18 protein-coding genes and 2 pseudogenes are annotated in these 16,585 nt (G+C 42.9%); 18 read left to right on the forward strand and 2 right to left on the reverse strand.

The genetic code is table 11. From position 1 onward, the window contains the following. Window positions 1–29: 29 nt before the first annotated feature. From ptcA to aguA, 4 genes are read left to right on the forward strand one after another with little or no spacing between them, the layout of a single operon-like run. On the forward strand, window positions 30–1,058 hold the full coding sequence (gene ptcA / locus JCM10519_RS18170) for a putrescine carbamoyltransferase (protein WP_054740924.1): 1,029 nt from the start codon (window positions 30–32) through the stop codon (window positions 1,056–1,058). Window positions 1,059–1,068: 10 nt separating this feature from the next. Then, entirely contained in the window at window positions 1,069–1,398 is a 330-nt protein-coding gene (locus tag JCM10519_RS31515) for an amino acid permease (protein WP_347844668.1), read from the forward strand. Continuing rightward, entirely contained in the window at window positions 1,361–2,431 is a 1,071-nt protein-coding gene (locus tag JCM10519_RS18175) for an APC family permease (protein WP_347844677.1), read from the forward strand. Before JCM10519_RS31515 ends, JCM10519_RS18175 begins: the two co-directional genes overlap by 38 nt. Before the next feature lie 19 nt (window positions 2,432–2,450). Further along, window positions 2,451–3,551: an agmatine deiminase gene (gene aguA, locus JCM10519_RS18180; protein WP_054740925.1), complete on the forward strand. Its 1,101-nt coding sequence runs from the start codon at window positions 2,451–2,453 to the stop codon at window positions 3,549–3,551. 216 nt (window positions 3,552–3,767) lie between these two features. Here aguA and JCM10519_RS18185 read toward each other — a convergent pair whose 3' ends face one another. Next, window positions 3,768–4,589 carry a M23 family metallopeptidase gene (locus JCM10519_RS18185; protein WP_347844669.1) on the reverse strand — a complete coding sequence of 274 codons (822 nt, stop codon included), beginning with the start codon at window positions 4,587–4,589 and terminating at the stop codon, window positions 3,768–3,770. Window positions 4,590–4,914: 325 nt separating this feature from the next. Here JCM10519_RS18185 and JCM10519_RS18190 point away from each other — a divergent pair, with 325 nt between their 5' ends. After that, entirely contained in the window at window positions 4,915–5,094 is a 180-nt protein-coding gene (locus JCM10519_RS18190) for a hypothetical protein (protein ID WP_054740931.1), read from the forward strand. Window positions 5,095–5,102: 8 nt separating this feature from the next. Beyond that, window positions 5,103–6,291: pseudogene (locus JCM10519_RS18195) on the forward strand (iron-containing alcohol dehydrogenase). A 291-nt stretch (window positions 6,292–6,582) separates the two neighbouring features. Here the strand turns inward: JCM10519_RS18195 and JCM10519_RS18200 are convergent. Next, the gene (locus JCM10519_RS18200; RefSeq protein WP_054740933.1) at window positions 6,583–6,879 is read right to left on the reverse strand and encodes a hypothetical protein; all 297 of its coding nucleotides are present in this window, start codon (window positions 6,877–6,879) and stop codon (window positions 6,583–6,585) included. Between the two features lie 246 nt (window positions 6,880–7,125). Here JCM10519_RS18200 and JCM10519_RS18205 point away from each other — a divergent pair, with 246 nt between their 5' ends. From JCM10519_RS18205 to JCM10519_RS18240, 12 genes and pseudogenes are all read left to right on the forward strand, one after another. Continuing rightward, complete coding sequence (locus tag JCM10519_RS18205; RefSeq protein ID WP_054740935.1) at window positions 7,126–8,424, forward strand: hypothetical protein; 1,299 nt, start codon at window positions 7,126–7,128, stop codon at window positions 8,422–8,424. 5 nt (window positions 8,425–8,429) lie between these two features. Continuing rightward, window positions 8,430–8,924, forward strand: a complete 495-nt coding sequence (locus JCM10519_RS18210; protein ID WP_054740936.1) for a hypothetical protein — start codon at window positions 8,430–8,432, stop codon at window positions 8,922–8,924. A gap of 11 nt (window positions 8,925–8,935) precedes the next feature. Continuing rightward, on the forward strand, window positions 8,936–9,271 hold the full coding sequence (locus tag JCM10519_RS18215; RefSeq protein WP_347844670.1) for a hypothetical protein: 336 nt from the start codon (window positions 8,936–8,938) through the stop codon (window positions 9,269–9,271). Next, window positions 9,264–9,410, forward strand: a complete 147-nt coding sequence (locus tag JCM10519_RS31520; RefSeq protein ID WP_347844678.1) for a helix-turn-helix domain-containing protein — start codon at window positions 9,264–9,266, stop codon at window positions 9,408–9,410. Before JCM10519_RS18215 ends, JCM10519_RS31520 begins: the two co-directional genes overlap by 8 nt. Before the next feature lie 166 nt (window positions 9,411–9,576). Beyond that, on the forward strand, window positions 9,577–11,250 hold the full coding sequence (locus JCM10519_RS18220; protein ID WP_054740941.1) for an extracellular solute-binding protein: 1,674 nt from the start codon (window positions 9,577–9,579) through the stop codon (window positions 11,248–11,250). 423 nt (window positions 11,251–11,673) lie between these two features. Then, a complete protein-coding gene (locus JCM10519_RS18225; protein ID WP_347844671.1) occupies window positions 11,674–12,384 on the forward strand; it encodes an ABC transporter permease subunit in 711 nt (236 codons plus the stop codon). Beyond that, window positions 12,374–13,252, forward strand: a complete 879-nt coding sequence (locus tag JCM10519_RS18230) for an ABC transporter permease subunit (protein ID WP_054740943.1) — start codon at window positions 12,374–12,376, stop codon at window positions 13,250–13,252. The genes JCM10519_RS18225 and JCM10519_RS18230 overlap by 11 nt, the downstream gene beginning before the upstream one ends. A gap of 50 nt (window positions 13,253–13,302) precedes the next feature. After that, window positions 13,303–13,446, forward strand: coding sequence for a hypothetical protein (locus tag JCM10519_RS31525; protein WP_347844672.1), 144 nt, complete (start codon window positions 13,303–13,305; stop codon window positions 13,444–13,446). Between the two features lie 4 nt (window positions 13,447–13,450). Then, a pseudogene (locus tag JCM10519_RS31530) lies at window positions 13,451–13,771 on the forward strand (glucoronyl hydrolase); the annotation flags it as partial. After that, entirely contained in the window at window positions 13,725–13,883 is a 159-nt protein-coding gene (locus tag JCM10519_RS31535) for a hypothetical protein (protein ID WP_347844673.1), read from the forward strand. The pseudogene JCM10519_RS31530 and the gene JCM10519_RS31535, both read left to right, overlap by 47 nt. A 7-nt stretch (window positions 13,884–13,890) precedes the next feature. Further along, window positions 13,891–14,484 carry a hypothetical protein gene (locus JCM10519_RS31540; RefSeq protein ID WP_347844674.1) on the forward strand — a complete coding sequence of 198 codons (594 nt, stop codon included), beginning with the start codon at window positions 13,891–13,893 and terminating at the stop codon, window positions 14,482–14,484. 13 nt (window positions 14,485–14,497) lie between these two features. Continuing rightward, window positions 14,498–16,315 carry a heparinase II/III family protein gene (locus JCM10519_RS18240; RefSeq protein ID WP_054740945.1) on the forward strand — a complete coding sequence of 606 codons (1,818 nt, stop codon included), beginning with the start codon at window positions 14,498–14,500 and terminating at the stop codon, window positions 16,313–16,315. The last annotated feature ends 270 nt before the right edge of the window (window positions 16,316–16,585 follow it).

Genomic DNA, 16,585 nt, shown 5'->3' on the forward strand with positions numbered 1-16,585 from the left:
AATAAAAATTTATATAAGGAGACTTTGCCATGAAAGCAAACGGAATTACACATTTTATTGACACCAACGATTTCACCAAGGAGCAGCTCTTAGACATCATCGAATTGTCCCTGGCAATTAAAAGAAGCATCAAGGCAGGCTATAATCCTCCTCTGTTAAAAGGAAAAACACTGGGAATGATTTTCCAGCAGTCCTCAACAAGAACCCGGGTTTCCTTTGAAACGGCTATGGAACAGCTTGGCGGACATGCCCAGTACTTAGGACCTGGCATGATCCAGCTCGGCGGACATGAGACCATCGGCGATACAGGAAGAGTGCTTTCCCAGCTGATCGATGTGGTAATGGCCAGAGTTATCGAGCACAACACAGTGGTAGAGTTAGCGAAAGCCTGCACCATTCCTGTATTAAACGGTATGAGTGATTACAATCATCCGACCCAGGAAATCGGCGATCTTTGTACCATTGTAGAACACCTTCCAAGAGGAAGAAAGCTGGAAGACTGCAAGGTTGTTTTCGTAGGCGACGGAACACAGGTATGTGCTTCTCTTGGATTTATCACCACAAAGCTTGGTATGCATTTCGTTCATTACGGGCCAAAGAACAACCAGCTTTTAGAAGAGCACAAAAAGATCATGGAGGAAAACTGCAGGATTTCCGGCGGTACATGGGAAGTGACTGATAACCGTGACAGCGTAAAGGGAGCAGATTTCATTTACACGGACGTGTGGTATGGACTATATGAAAACGAGACTCCAAAGGAAGAACGCGTTGCTACTTTTAAGGATTACCAGGTAAACAGAGATTTAATGTCTCTTGGAAATATCGGCTGCAAATTCATGCACTGCCTGCCTGCTACCAGGGGGGAAGACGTAACCGATGAAGTGCTTGACAGCGATAGCTCCATTGCATTCTTAGAGGCAGGAAACCGCCTGACAGCAATGAGAGGTCTGCTTGTTTACCTTACACAGTATCAGAGAGATCAGGCTCCAAGTGAGCTTCAGATCGCAGCAGCAAAGGAACAATTAGAGAAATTCATGGATGATAGAAATATCAGATAGGGGGAAAATTATGTCTGAAGCGCCAAAGAAAAAGTTTCGGTTAATTGATGCCATAATGACGGTAATATGCGTTGTATTTGTGGCAGAAGCAGCAAGTCCGGTGGCAGCCATTGGTAATTCCCAGTATTTCTGGTGGATCTTCCTCTTAATAGCATTTTTGCTGCCATATGGCTTGATCTCCTCAGAACTGGGGACAACCTATGAGGGTGACGGTGGATTGTATGACTGGGTGTCAAAAGCCTTTGGTAAAAAAATGGGGAGGAAGGGTGTCCTGGTACTACTGGATCAACTTTCCGCTTTGGATGGCTTCTTTGGCGCTTATGTTCCCCGAGGTCATTAATCTTTTGACCGGAGGACAACTGGGATTTTTCCCGTCCCTGGTCATAGAGCTTGCTTTTGTATGGATCATTGTTTTTATCAGCTTTTATTCGGTTTGTGACAGTACGTGGATCTTAAACGGGGCGGCTGTGATAAAGATCCTCATAGCTTTAATCCTGGGATGCCTTGGTATCTATGGTGCGGTTACTCATGGAGTTGCCAACGAATACACCTTAGCTTCAATGATTCCAAACTTTAATTTAAACAGCCTGTCCTACATATCAGTTATTTTATTTAACTGCCTTGGCTTTGAGGTTGTTTGTACCTTTGCGGATGATATGGAAAATCCTAAGAAGCAGATTCCCCAGGCCATTATTGCAGGCGGTATTGTCATTGCAGCTATCTATATCTTTATGGCATTCGGAATCGGTGTTGCGATTCCGGCTGATCAGATCAGTACCAGTACCGGATTGGTTGCAAGTGTCCAGCTTTTGACCGGCAGCACCAGAGGAATCATTGTAACAGTCGTTGCCATTGGTTTCCTGCTTACGCTTTTTGGAAATATGGTTTCCTGGTCACTGGGAGTAAACAATGTTGCGGCTTATTCAGCAGAGAATGGAGATATGCCGGCGGTATTTAAGATAAGAAGCAAAAAGAATGATATGCCCATTGGCGCCTCCATCATGAATGGCCTGGTAGCCAGCACGGTTTTAATCATTGCTCCCTTAATACCCAATCAGGATCTGTTCTGGTGCTTCTTCGCATTGAATCTGGTTATGTTTTTGCTTTCCTATATACCTGTATTTCCGGCATTCTTAAAGCTTAGAAAGATAGACCCGGATACAGAACGGCCCTTTAGAGTTCCGGGAAGCGATGGCTTTTTAAAGGTTTTAGCAACCGTTCCAATGATACTGATCATCGTTGCGCTGATCTTCACCGCTGTTCCTTTAAGCTTTGATCCGGAGACTCTGGAAGCAGTTCTTCCGATCACCATTGGGGCAGTGATATTCCTTATACTTGGCGAGCTGATTGTAAACAGAAAAAGAGATAAATAAGAAAGAGAAGGGATAAATTATGGCAAAGAGAATTGAGAACACAACTCCAAAGCAGGATGGATACCGCATGCCTGCAGAGTTTGAAGAGCAGGAACAGATTTGGATGCTATGGCCAGAAAGACCGGACAACTGGAGAAACGGCGCAAAGCCTGCACAGGCTGTATTCACTGAGGTTGCGAAAGCCATCCTTTCGTTTGAGCCGGTTACCGTTTGCGTATCCCCGGCACAATTTCAGAACTGCCGCGCTCATCTTCCAGCTGAAATCCGGGTGGTTGAAATGACAAGCAATGACTCCTGGATCCGTGACTGCGGACCTACCTTTGTTATCAATGATAAAGGCGGCATCAGAGGCTGCGACTGGACCTTTAATGCATGGGGCGGCCTGGTAGACGGACTTTACTTCCCATGGGATCAGGATGATCTTGTGGCCCATAAGGTATGTGAAATAGAAGGAATTGATTCCTATCGTACCGAAGGCTTTGTTCTGGAAGGCGGTTCTTTCCATGTAGATGGAGAAGGAACCATTATTACAACAGAAATGTGCCTGTTAAGTGAGGGAAGAAATCCTCATATGACAAAAGAGGATATTGAAGGAATGTTTGATGAATACTTAAACTGCCAGAAGGTTATCTGGATTAAGGATGGCATTGATCCCAACGAAACCAATGGACATGTTGACGATGTTGCCCAGTATGTAAAACCAGGAGAGGTTGCCTGTATCTGGACTGAGGATGAAGAGAATCCTTTCTATAAAGAAGCTCAGGCAGCTTATAAAACATTATCCGAAGCAGTAGACGCAAAGGGCCGTAAATTAAAGGTACATAAGCTTTGCCTGACTAAGAAGCCGGTTCTGCTTCATGGCGCAGAAGCCATTGATATGGTAGAAGGAACTCTTCCAAGAGAGGACGGCGAGGTTTCCATCGCTTCCTATATGAATTTCCTGGTCGTAAACGGAGGCGTGATCGTTCCCCAGTATGGCGATGAAAACGATGCGCTGGCCTTACAGCAGATCCAGGAAATGTACCCGGACCGCAAAGTAGTTGGAGTACGTACCGAAGAGGTTGCATTTGGGGGCGGAAATATCCACTGCATTACCCAGCAGCAGCCAAAAGCAAAATAAAAGGATTCACACACATCTCCTCGAATGTATGCAAAGGGGCTGTTGCACTTGCCGCAACAGCCCTTGTAATTTTTATGGGTTAATTTTCTTCCTTGGGAGGTTCTGGCGGAATGAAATTTTCAGGGATTCCAGGATCTCTCATATCATAAATCCGGTTATACTCCTTTGTCTCCTGGTTTTTAAGAGTCTCGGAACGGTTCATGGTAAGGAATTTAGTCAGCTCGTAGCAGCTGACCCAGATCTCGTTGTTCCCTTCCTTCTGAGACTCATCAAAAATGAGCTGAAGTCCAAAGTGGAGATGGGGTTCATTAATATTATTGGTATTTTCATTCCGGCTGTATCCGGTACGGCCAGATAACCGATCACATCTCCTGCTGTAACAATGCTTCCCTTGCTTAAGGATTTGTGATAAGGGTAATTCTTTCTTAAATGGGCGTAATAATAATACCGTTTTCCATCAAAGCTGCGGATTCCCAAACGCCATCCCCCGTACTGGTTCCAGCCGATGGCCTCCACATAGCCGCTTTCCACTGCAATTACGGGAGTTCCTACCTGCCCCATCATATCATGCCCTAAATGCTGCCGTCTGTAGCCATAAGAGCGCGCGACTCCAAAATCATCAAAATCATTATAGGGAAAGTTCTTGGCAATGGGGGAAAAGCCTTTCAGCCCATACTTCTTTACCCAAACCTTATCCGGATCCTGGCTGCCGTCAGGAAGGAGGGCAGGAGTGGCGTAAAGGGGAGCATTCTGAGAGGGAATCTGAATCTCATACTGGCCTACAAGGCCATCTAAAACAGCTCCATAGGCTTCTCTGTAATAGGAATAATAGTTCATTTTTGCAGTCAGTTCTTCCATAGTTTTGCCGGCAAGAAGCTGTTCCGCAAGTCCATCTAAGTCTTTGGTGGAATATCTGGAAAAATCCCCTCCATACTTGGCGCCTAGATAAGCAAGTAAATCCACCCAGTTTAAATGAGGCTCAGACTGACAGGTGTTGACATCATAACGGAAGGCCTCCTGCATGGCCTTTGAGGTCACATCAAAATCCACCCATTTAATGAATTTTTTTTGCTTCTGAGGGACTGGCGTCTTTGCCCTGATTTACAACAGGAAATGAGAGCTTTCCGCCTGGGGATATAAAAAACAAGGAGATCAGAAGAAATGTCAGAATGATGACTTCTATGTAAATAATGATATGGTGTCGGGATACATTGGAAAGTTTGATATCTTTTTTTAATAGGTTCATAAGCGTTCTCCTTGTCATTCCATGGCATGATTTACTAAATAAAGGCAAGCCAGGCCCGGTCTGAATGCAGCAGATCAGCCGTTCGATGAGCCGCCAGGTGGGTCGAACTTCTTACATATGAAAAAGGAAAGCAGATTACTAGGGCTTTCCTATATAAGATATGCAAAGACATTAAAAAAATATGAAGGGAAACAGGGGAGAGAATCGATATTGGAAAAAATAATTGTTCGTGGTATAATCCCTATTGAGAATATAAATGATGCGGAAAATGAGGACTTAGACCGCAGCGGAAAGTGAGGCTGAGAATGAATAATTTCGAGTATTGTGTACCTACAAGGGTGATATTCGGCCGTGATGCCCATAAAAAGGCAGGAGCCATCATTTCTGAATATGGATTCCGTAAGATCATGATCCATTATGGAGGCGGCAGCGTAAAGAAAAGCGGCCTGCTTGGACTGGTGGAAGAATCCTTAAGAGAGCATGGAATAGAGTATGTTCTTTTTGGCGGAGTACAGCCAAATCCGGTTTTATCCCTGGCAAAAGAAGGCATGGAACTATGCAGAAGGGAAAATGTGGAGTTTATCCTGGCAGTTGGAGGCGGAAGTGTCATTGATTCGGCCAAGTGCATTGCTGACGGAACACCAAATCCGGAAGTCGATCCGTGGAAATTCTTTTTAAAGGAAGAGGTTCCTGTAAAAGCCCTTCCCCACGGCAACATTCTTACCCTGTCCGCTTCGGGAAGTGAGACAAGCTTATCCTGCGTTATCACAAAGGAAGAGGGGGACTTGAAGCGAGGGTTCAACAGCCAGACTCATCGTCCTTTGTTTGCTATCTGCAATCCGGAGCTGACTTTTTCTGTTAACAAATTTCAGACCGGATGCGGAACCGTGGACATTATGATGCACACCCTGGAACGGTATCTGGGAGGGACCACAAAGGACACGCCTTTGACCGACCGGATCGCAGAAGGTCTTTTGACCTCTGTTATGGAAGCGGGAGCTGTGGCGGACAAAAATCCAGAGGATTATGAGGCCCGGGCCACTCTTATGTGGGCAGGCAGCCTTTCCCATAATGAGCTTACCGGTCTGGGAAGGGAGTTTATGATGCAGGTTCACCAACTGGAGCACGAGCTGTCCGGGATGTATCCGGCTATTGCTCATGGCGCCGGATTGTCTGCCCTGTTCTGTTCCTGGGCCAGGTACGTATGCGAAACCGATCCCATGAGGTTTGCCCAGCTGGCTGTCCGGGTAATGAATGTGGAAATGAACTTTGAAGAACCTTTAAAAACAGCTCTTAATGGGATCAGCAGACTGGAAGAATTTTTTTAAGGGCCTTGGAATGCCTGTCAGCTTAAGAGAATTGAATGCGGGGATAAAGGAAACGGATTTAGAAGTTCTGGCGGATAAATGCTCCTTTTACGGAACCAGAACCTTGCCCGGAATCCGGTCCTTGGGGAAACCAGAGATGATTGATGTGTACCGGCTGGCGTTTTAGGATTTTAAGCAGCATAGAAGCGGCCTGCTTTGATCAGATCAAAACGATATTAATAAAGAATACCGTTTAGATAATGATCAGGCAGGCCGCTCATTTGTGCCAGCATGGTCTTCAATGAAAGAAAATCGGGGCAGGATAACATCCAATCTCCGATCTTGGTTTTGGCTTTACAGCTTGTGTCTTTGCAATTTTTCAAATATGGTCTTATATATCTCATAAAATCACCTTACCTTTCTGTTTGGCAGCGAGGTAAAGGGGATATAATATCCTGATATTTTCTACGGGCCTTCACTAACATTTATAGCAGCCCATTTTGCATATATTCGTTACAATCGCCCTTGCTTCCTCTTTTTCCCCTTCTTTGCAAAAGGGTTTGAAAATGGAGACCATGGTTATGGCATTTTGCGGGGGGCGGGTCATAAGGAAGGAATTGCAGATAAAGTGGAAGTTGATTCCCCTGGCTTCCTGAGTGGCTACCAGGTAGGGCTTGTAGGTTGCACCCCTTAATTCCCTGGTGGCTTCAAAGAAGATGGCCAGGTCCTTACAGTTTACATCGCGGTAGGGGGTAAAATTGCCTGGGCAGCACATATAAGAAACTCCTTTGCCATTTCTATTGTTATATCATATGCGGCTCCGGGGACGAGCGTGAGCCACTTTCATCATTTGCTTTCAATTATGAAAAGATGATTTGTCATATAGTTAAGATATGGTGACTTGGTTTCTTGCGGAACTTGACCTGATGACACAGGAAAAAAATGACCAAAACATCTGTATTTCGTATAGATTTATGTTAAAATATACCATAAGAAGATACAATTAAAGGAAGAAAAAGGTATGAAAAATAAGGGTAAGGCTTATCGAAAACTGTATTTATCTTACGGTTTCATTTTTTTAATCCCAATTATCATGGGAATTTTGTTTTATTTTTATGCTTATTATATTGCAAAGGAACAGGCGGATGCCTCTAACCAAAGTTTGATTCAGACAGTGAAAAACACCTGTGACAGAGAGCTGGGATACTATGAGAATATTTTGACACAATTGGCTCTTAACAAGAATGTGCAGCAGTTGTCTGTGGTGAAGGAGGAATTTCGGCCTGAAGCTTTTTACCAGCTTTATACGACTCAGAATGAAATTATGGATCTTAAGGTAACGATCAATAAAAGCGGTGATTACTGCAAAGATATCATGGTTTATTTTAAGAACTGTGACAAAGTGGTTTCTTCTTTAGGAAACATGGACTTTTCCATGTACAGTGATCTTTATTGTTTTGGAGAGGAAGATACAAAATCATCTGAAATCCTGAAAAAACATCTGTCTGAATATCATTTTCGTGATACCATCCAAATGAATACCAAATGGACTCAGGGAAGACCCACCCTTCTTTTGACAATGAATAACTTAAAAGGGGATTTTGGAGAATCCACCGCTATGGTCGGAATCTGGCTGGATATGGATGCCTTAAACAGCAGTATTGAAATGGCTTCCTGGGAGTCAGGTTTAGATTGGCTGATCATAAACGAGGAAAATCAGATTATGAACCGGTCTGAAGATTATTCAAGCATTGGAATCCGATATGACCAGCTGAATCCGGATGGGGATCAGAAAATAACGTGGAATGGGCAAAAATATATTATACGCACGGTATTTTCCGATGTGTTTAACTGGAAATATGTTCTGTTGATGCCTGAGAGAATGATAACAGGCTCAGCAGGAAAAATGCAGAATATTTTCGTTATTGGCATATTTATCTGTCTGTTTACCGGCTTCTGGGCTTCCTCCAAGATGATGAAAATCAACTACAATCCCCTGAAGGTTTTAATGGAGGTGTTCCGAAAGCACGATGATGGTCAGGAGGTATTTGTTGACAATGAATATTTGTATCTGGAGGAAAAGACCATTTCACTGCTGGCAGAACGGTCGGATTTTAAACAGATGGTGAGCAGAAGCCAGGAAGTGGTAAAACAGTATTATTTAATGGATTTGATGGTAAACGCCTATGAACAGAGTAAAGATACACCGGATCGGGAAGCAATTGTCAAGAAGTTCCGGGAGGAAAGCAACCTTGTACTGCTTTTTACCGTAAAGGCCCCTTCCCCCGGGAGGAAAACCAGGAAGAATACATACAAATAAACAGTTTGAGAAAGTTTATTGTTGGAAATGTGTTTGGCGAAGGAATTGCAGGCAGCTTTCGTCAGGAAAAGGTGGAGCTGGGCGATACCGCTGCAATGATTGTCAACATTCCTGATACTGCTGCAGAATATGATGAAAGGTTAGAAGAAATCATAGATGCAATGCAGAAATATATTTATGAGAATTTTGGATTTATGACCGTTGTATTGGCAGGAGAAGCTCATAAGGGACTGGAGGGAATCCATTTATCTTATATGGAAGCAAGGGAAGCAGAGGAATTTGTGGCTGTTCTGGATCCTGAATATATCAGCTATCGGGATATTAAAAACAGTTCCCATAAAAAATACGATTATCCAACAGATCAGGAACTGCGGATCATTGCAGCAATCAAGGACCGTAATAGCACATTGGCTTCTTCCTATATTAACAAAATTCTGGATGTCAATTATCTGGAAAACAAGGCGTCTCTGGCTATGTTAAAATGCTTCTGTATGACTTAATGGGAACAATTATGAAAGGAGCACAGGAGGTAGAGGAAGTTTCTGATGAAGAGTTAGGATTAAAGGGTATTTCCGTGAAAATGCCTCTTGAGAAAATCAAGGAAACCTTTAAAGAAGCAGTTGAGAAATTGTGTAAATCCTCTGATAATTCCAGAGAATACGGACAAAACCAACAATTGTGTGAAAAGATACAGAAGTATATTCAGGAGAATTTCAGTGACCCTGACTTAAATATTTCTCAGACAGGACTGCATTTTCATATGACCCCTGCTTATCTTTCCTCCATTTATAAAAAAACACACAGGGGAAAGCCTCCTAAAGGTCATCAATCAGAAGCGGATCGATGAAGCGGAGAAACTTTTGGCAGAGGGAATTAATGTGGTCGAGGTAGCTGAGAGAGTAGGCTTTCGGGACAGCTCCACATTTATCAGAACCTTTAAGAAATTTACAGGAGCAACGCCTGGGCAATTAAAAAGCGGGCGGTAGGGATTCGATAAATTGTAAATGAATTTTAGTTTTAGTCAAGAAAGGTTGACGGAATCATTCGATTTTGTCAATCTTTTTTTAATATTTGAATATATAAAATGCATATAAAACTGTATACAATATAGAGAAATGAGTGCAAGATGCACAAAAATAAGGAGGAAGGTTCATGAAGAAAAGTTTTAAAAAGCCGATTGCTATTTTAACAGCAATGGTTACTGTCACCTCTCTGCTGGCAGGCTGTGGAAGTAAAACAGGGGGAAATCCAACTGCAGGCGGAGACACAAAAGAAACAACTAAAACAGCAGAAGCCGGTTCTGATACAGAAGCAGGGGGAGAAGTATCTTATCCTTTGGCTAAGGGAGGAGAGCTTACCTATTGGCTTCAGCTAAATCCTAACGTATCAGCTAACTATACTAATTTAGGCGAAACTGAATTAGGAAAAGCTTTACAGGAGCAGACCGGTGTTACAATTAAATTCCAGCATCCCTCCGCAGGTACGGACCAGGCAAAGGAACAGTTTAATTTAATCGTTGCCGATGGAAATCTCCCTGATATTATGGAGTGGCAATGGGTAAAAATGTATCCAGGCGGTCCGGAAAAAGCAATTAAGGATGGAGTCATCATTCCATTAAATGACGTTTTTGATCAGTATTGTCCAAATCTCAAAAAATATCTGGCTGAAAATCCTGATGTAGATAAGATGATCAAGACAGATGAAGGCCATTACTTTGCATTCCCATTCATCCGCGGTGAAGACAGGCTGCGCTATACAGTCGGTGGTTTTATCCGTAAGGATTGGCTGGATGAGCTGGGGCTTGAAGTTCCTGCAACGGTTGATGAGTGGCATACTGTACTGACTGCATTTAAGGAAAAGAAGGGTGCTGAGGCTCCTATTTGCTTTGACTGGACCAATTTCAAGCAGTCCAATCCAATTGCATTTGCCTATGAAGTAGGAGCTGCAAACGGTACATGGTTTATATTAGATAGTGAGGGCAAGGTTGCTTTTGCACCTGCACAGGCTGGATATAAGGATTATCTGATGACCATGAACCAGTGGTATCAGGAAGGACTGATTGATAAGGATGTTGCAACTCTTAACAGTGATCAGGTAACTGCAAAGATGACCAGTGATAAATCAGGTGCTTCTGTAGGCTGGGCAGCAAGCCGTATGCAGGTGTTTATGACAAGTGCACAGAAGAACAATCCTGACTACTTGCTGGTTCCGACTCCAACTCCAACTTTAGAAAAGGGTGCTGCCCCTGAATATGGCTATATGGAAAATAAGTTCCCTGATGTGGGAGCAGCCATCACCTCCAGCTGTAAAAATGTAGAACTGGCAGCCAGATTATTGGATTACGGTTATTCTGAGGCAGGGCATAACTTGTTTAATTATGGCACGGAAGGTGTTTCTTATGAGATGAAGGATGGAAAAGCTGCTTATACTGATTTGATCATGAATAATCCGGACGGCTGGCCTCTGGCACAGTCTTTGTCAAAATACATTCGTGCTAATTATAATGGACCATTTGTACAGGATCTTAACTATCTTGAGCAGTATTTACAGCTTCCTACTGTTAAGGATTGTCCAAGTGTCTGGGAAGTTCCAAATGCAGGCAAACATACGGTTCCAAATATCACTCCAACACAGGAGGAGTCTAAGGAGCTGGCAACTATTACCAATGAACTTAATACTTATGTAGATGAAATGGCCCTTAAATTTATCTTTGGAACAGAAAGCTTTGATAAATGGGATAAATATATCCAGACATTAAAGGATATGAAACTGGATCGTGCACTTGAAATTGAGAACGCAGCTTTAGAGCGTTATGAAGCTAGATAATTCTGGTTGATTTCCAATTCAAGCGGATATTCGCAATCCGCTTCGCTACTTGCTCACAGCGTGCCCCGCTTCACCGGGCATAACCGAATAGCAGCTACGGCCGGGGCGATTGCATAGTCAGTCCCCGGCTGTTTTAAGATCAAGGTTTTCAGATCAAGTATTCAGATGAAAGGAAGGGATGGAAGGAATGAAGGGAAATTCGTTAAGCTATAGAATCAGGAAAGATTTACAGAGAAACTGGACTTTATATCTGCTGGTGCTTCCTGTCATTATTTTTTTATGCTGTTTTTATGTATAAACCTATGTATGGTGCAATGATTGCATTTAAAGATTTTACGCCTGCCAAAGGAGTGCTTGGCAGTGAATGGGTGGGGTTTGAAAATTTCACCAGATTTTTTTACAAGTCCTTATTTTGGAAGGCTTTTGAAAAACACTCTGTTATTAAGTATTTATAGTATTATATTTGGGTTTCCCGCTCCTATTATTCTGGCCCTTTTGCTGAATGAAGTGAAAAATGGAAAATTTAAGAAGGTTTCTCAGACAATTACCTATCTGCCTCATTTTATTTCCCTGGTAGTTGCCTGTGGTATGATTAAGGACTTTTGTCTGACAACCGGTCTTTTTAATGATATTATCGCATTATTTGGGGGAACGCGGAATCCTCTTCTTCAGAATCCTGCGAACTTCCGTACAATCTATACAGCCTCCAGTATATGGCAGGAGATAGGCTGGGGATCCATTATCTATCTTTCTGCATTATCTGGTGTTGACAGCCAGCTATATGAAGCAGCCTCTATTGATGGTGCAGGTAAGTGGAAACAGCTGCTTCATGTAACGTTACCTGGAATTGCACCGACTATCATCATCATGCTGATTTTAAGAATGGGTTCCCTGATGAGTATGGGATATGAAAAGACGATTCTCCTATATAATCCGTCTACCTATGAAACTGCAGATATTATTTCTTCTTATGTATACCGTGCTGGTCTGATTGAGCAGGATTGGAGTTATTCAACTGCTATTGGTCTGTTTAATTCTGTGATCAACTGTGTTCTGTTGTATGTTACTAATAAAATATCTAAAAAAAACAACAGAAAACAGCTTGTGGTAAAGGAGGAGAGAGATGAAAGTTAAAGTTTCCCGGGGAGAAAGAATATTTCATGTAGTTAATTATATTGTTTTGGCCATCATTGCATTGATCTGTTTATATCCTATGTGGTTTGTGGCTATGGCTTCATTCAGCGACAGCAGCCAGCTTATGGCACATTCAGGATTCTTATTAAAGCCTTTGGGATTTAATCTTCAGGCATATCTGAAGGTATTTGAAAACCCTATGATTTTGAAAGGCTATGTAAATACGCTGTTTATTCTGGTGGTCGGTGTTGCCCTGGATTTGGTAATGACTTCACTTGCAGCTTATTTCTTTTCCAGAAAGGGAGTTATGTTTAAAAAGCCTTTGATGCTGCTGGTGCTCTTTACCATGTTTTTCTCAGGCGGTATGATTCCGTTTTATCTGAATCTGAAAGATCTGCATTTGATTAACAGCAGATGGGGACTCATCATTCCTTTTATGATCAGTACTTATAATATGATTATTTTAAGAACATCCTTTGAATCCATTCCTGAAAGCTTAACAGAAGCGGCCAGAATTGACGGGGCTGGACATATTACCATTCTGTTTAAAATTATTTTGCCCCTGTCCAAATCAATTATGGCAGTTATGGTTCTGTATTATGGCGTTTCCATATGGAATGCATGGTTCTGGGCTTCTGCGATTTTAAGAGACCGGGAATTATATCCCCTTCAGGTTATCTTAAGAGAAATCCTTATATCCAATGATTTACAGGCGATGAACGGAGGCGCGGGAGCTGATGCGGAGGCCATTGCGCAGAGCATTAAGTATGCCACAATCATGGTGGCGACTGTTCCGATTCTGTTCGTATATCCATTTTTACAGAAATACTTTACAAAGGGAGTTATGATCGGAGCTGTGAAGGAATAGCTTTTGCGGCGGATCAATCTATATCAGCAAGTATAAAGGGAGTAAGGCATATGCAAACAAGGGAAGAACTATTACAGCACAAGGAAATTGATGATGGAATGTTAGGGACTGCCTATGATAAGGCAGCAGAGCTGATTAAAAAAAGCGACAGATCAGTTTACGGAACAATTTCCTCAGGAGGCCAGTGTAAATAATTTCTATCAGAAGGGAACCAACTACGAATGGACACCTGGGTTCTGGACTGGTGAAGTATGGCTGGCTTATGAGAAAACAGGGGATAGGGCATTAAGAAATACAGCTGAAATTGAAGTAAAGGATTTTTATAGAAGGATCAAAGAAAAAGAAGGTGTGGATCACCATGACATGGGATTTTTATACTGTCCCTCCTGTGTAGCTGCATACAAACTTACGGGAAATATCACCGGTAAGGAAGCCGCTATTATGGCAGCGAATAATCTGATGACGAGATTTCATGAAAAGGGCCAGTTTTTTTCAGGCATGGGGAAAGCTGGAGGATGAGAAGAATTACCGTATGATTATAGACTGTCTGCTCAATATGCCTCTGCTTTTCTGGGCAGGTGAGGTCACAGGAGAGGAAAACTTCATAAAAAAAGGCAGAAGCGCATATTAAGACTGCAATGAAAAATATTGTTAGAGAAGATCATTCCACCTATCACACATTTTTCTTTGATATAGAAACCGGAGAACCTAAAAAGGGCGTTACTCATCAGGGTTACCGGGATGGTTCTGCCTGGGCAAGAGGTCAGGCATGGGGAATTTACGGATCTGCACTTGCTTATAAATTTCTTAGAAATGAGGAATATGCCGATATTTTCTGCAAAGTAACGGATTATTTTCTGGAGCATTTGCCTAAGGATATGGTTCCTTACTGGGATTTTGATTTTAGTGACGGAAGCAATGAACCAAGGGATTCTTCTGCAGCTGCAATTGCAGCCTGCGGTATGCTTGAGATGAGCAAATATCTTTCAAAGGAAAAAGCAGAATATTATAAAGGTATGGCAAAAAGGCTTCTGTATGCACTGGTAACGGAGTGCGCGGTGACTGATCCGGCTGTATCCAACGGCCTTTTGTTACATGGAACCTATGCAAAGAGTTCTCCCTATAACACATGTCCAAACCACGGAGTTGATGAGTGCGTTCTTTGGGGCGACTACTTTTATATGGAGGCATTGACGCGGCTTTCAACTGATTGGGAGCCATACTGGTATTGATGGGGAATTGGAAATGACAATAGAACAATATTTTGACAGACCGGATGCCTGTTATTTTGTACCTGATCCGGAGAATTCAGCCTGTTATTGCAAAGAGCATTGGAATGAAGATGCAGGGCATATTTTACGGATTGCAAATGAAGTATGTGAAAATACATTTTTGTTTGACTTAAACTGGGATATGGAGCGGACCTATGAGCCTGTGGTATTTTCCGGAGAAATTGACTGGAGCTATATGCCTTCCAGCGATCCGGAATTTGTCTGGCAGTTCAACAGGCACAGATTTTTCATTTGCCTGGGGCAGGCCTGGCAGATGACTGGAGATGAAAAGTATGTAACCTGCTTTCTGCGGCTGATTAATGACTGGATGGACCGAGTTCTGCTGGAGGAGAAGACGGAGATGGGACCGTGGCGCCTGTTGGAGACAGGGCTTCGGGGAGAGACATGGACAAAAGCGATCCGCTGTTTTAAGGACAGCAGCTTAATAACAGAGGACTTTTTAGATCAATTTGCAGGATCACTGCGGCTTCATGCCAGAAGACTGGTGGAAAAGGGCGGAGATGAAAGGCTGCAGAGCAACTGGTGTATTCTGGAGAACAGCGGACTTTTTGAGATTGCAATGGGGCTTCCCCAGAACGATGAAACAAAGGAGTGGGCTTCCATTGCCCTGGAGCGGATTTATAAGTCAATTAAGGTGCAGATTTACAAAGACGGCAGCCAGTGGGAGCAATCCCCTATGTATCACAATGAAGTATATCACTGCCTGTGCTGTGTAATTTTCCTTGCAAGAGCCAATGGGATACCACTTAAGCCGGATTTGGAGGAAACGGTTCATCTCATGGCACTGGCAAATGTTATCTGGAAAAAGCCGGACAGTCATCAATTCACTCATGGGGATTCTGATGACACAGATTTACGGGATAAAATCACCATGGGAGCCTGGTTATTCCAGGATCCTGTCCTGAAATGGAGCGGCTTTGAGCTTATGGATTATGAAGGCGCCTGGGATTTCGGAACCAGTGCCTGTGCGGAGTATGCCCTTCTTCCTGCAAAAGCGCCGGATTTTATGTCAGCATATCTGGAGGATAGCGGAAATTATTATTTAAGGGAAAGCTGGAAAAGGAATTCCAATCTTCTTCATTTTACATGCGGCGCAATGAGTACAGGTCATTGTCATGGGGATAAAATGCATGTGGATCTGGTTATGAATGGAGAAGATGTACTGGTGGATGGCGGCAGAGCGACCTATATGAACGTTCCCCTTCGTTTTACTTTAAAGGGTAATTCAGGCCATAATACCACAACCGTAGACGGGGAATCCTTTACTGCATTTGGAGATTCCTGGTATACGAATAGGCTTTCTCTGCCTGTAAACAGAACATACAGGGCCGGAGAAATTGCAGAATTTGTGCAGGGCGGCCATCTGGGATATATGAAAAAGGGTATCTTTGTGAATCGGCGTATTATCTGGATTAAACCGGATATTTATCTGATCAATGATCAGTTTTATGGAGAAGGAGAGCATGAATACAGGCAGTATTTCCATTTTGCGCCGGAGGGAGAGGCTTTCACAGAAGCAAATCTGGTGACTTTCCGGGGAAAAGAGACCAGTGCATTTCTGAATTTTTTGACAAAGGATGCCATACTTGAAAGTAACAGGGGAATGACCTCAAGACATTACAATCAGTGGGAAGAAAATGATGTAGTTACTGCAGTCCTTAAAAAAAGAAGGGTTTGCCAGTATGATTACAGTCATAAATGGCGGAAGTTCTTCTGCAGCAGAACCGGCTGGAGTAAAGTTTGTGGAGACAGTCAGCCATACTCTTCATAAAACACTGACAGAAAGCGAAGCCCAGGCTGTAAAAATCACTGTCGGAAAACGAAGCTATGTTGTAATTCTCTGCAATGATGAGGTCCTTCATACTTCAGATGCAGTGATAGCAGATGAATGTTTTGCTACAGGAAATGTCTGTGTTTTCAATGTCAGTGACAGGAAAATGGGAGAAAGGCTTTATGCTGGAGAAGTGCTCCATGTTTAATGAAACTGATTACCAACTGTATCTGGAAATCGTGCTGGGGATATCCTCAAAAAAAGGTTCAA

The sequence above is a fragment of the Clostridium sp. NkU-1 genome (genome assembly GCA_001312405.1).

What these genes read in the sequence shown, in the direction of transcription:
- ptcA (WP_054740924.1), top strand. Translation starts at nt 30, where the DNA reads ATGAAAGCAAACGGAATTACACATTTTATTGACACCAACGATTTCACC.
- JCM10519_RS31515 (WP_347844668.1), top strand. Translation starts at nt 1,069, where the DNA reads ATGTCTGAAGCGCCAAAGAAAAAGTTTCGGTTAATTGATGCCATAATG.
- JCM10519_RS18175 (WP_347844677.1), top strand. Translation starts at nt 1,361, where the DNA reads ATGGCTTCTTTGGCGCTTATGTTCCCCGAGGTCATTAATCTTTTGACC.
- aguA (WP_054740925.1), top strand. Translation starts at nt 2,451, where the DNA reads ATGGCAAAGAGAATTGAGAACACAACTCCAAAGCAGGATGGATACCGC.
- JCM10519_RS18190 (WP_054740931.1), top strand. Translation starts at nt 4,915, where the DNA reads ATGAAAAAGGAAAGCAGATTACTAGGGCTTTCCTATATAAGATATGCA.
- JCM10519_RS18200 (WP_054740933.1), bottom strand. Translation starts at nt 6,879, where the DNA reads ATGTGCTGCCCAGGCAATTTTACCCCCTACCGCGATGTAAACTGTAAG.
- JCM10519_RS18205 (WP_054740935.1), top strand. Translation starts at nt 7,126, where the DNA reads ATGAAAAATAAGGGTAAGGCTTATCGAAAACTGTATTTATCTTACGGT.
- JCM10519_RS18215 (WP_347844670.1), top strand. Translation starts at nt 8,936, where the DNA reads ATGAAAGGAGCACAGGAGGTAGAGGAAGTTTCTGATGAAGAGTTAGGA.
- JCM10519_RS18220 (WP_054740941.1), top strand. Translation starts at nt 9,577, where the DNA reads ATGAAGAAAAGTTTTAAAAAGCCGATTGCTATTTTAACAGCAATGGTT.
- JCM10519_RS18230 (WP_054740943.1), top strand. Translation starts at nt 12,374, where the DNA reads ATGAAAGTTAAAGTTTCCCGGGGAGAAAGAATATTTCATGTAGTTAAT.
- JCM10519_RS31525 (WP_347844672.1), top strand. Translation starts at nt 13,303, where the DNA reads ATGCAAACAAGGGAAGAACTATTACAGCACAAGGAAATTGATGATGGA.
- JCM10519_RS31535 (WP_347844673.1), top strand. Translation starts at nt 13,725, where the DNA reads ATGAAAAGGGCCAGTTTTTTTCAGGCATGGGGAAAGCTGGAGGATGAG.
- JCM10519_RS31540 (WP_347844674.1), top strand. Translation starts at nt 13,891, where the DNA reads ATGAAAAATATTGTTAGAGAAGATCATTCCACCTATCACACATTTTTC.
- JCM10519_RS18240 (WP_054740945.1), top strand. Translation starts at nt 14,498, where the DNA reads ATGACAATAGAACAATATTTTGACAGACCGGATGCCTGTTATTTTGTA.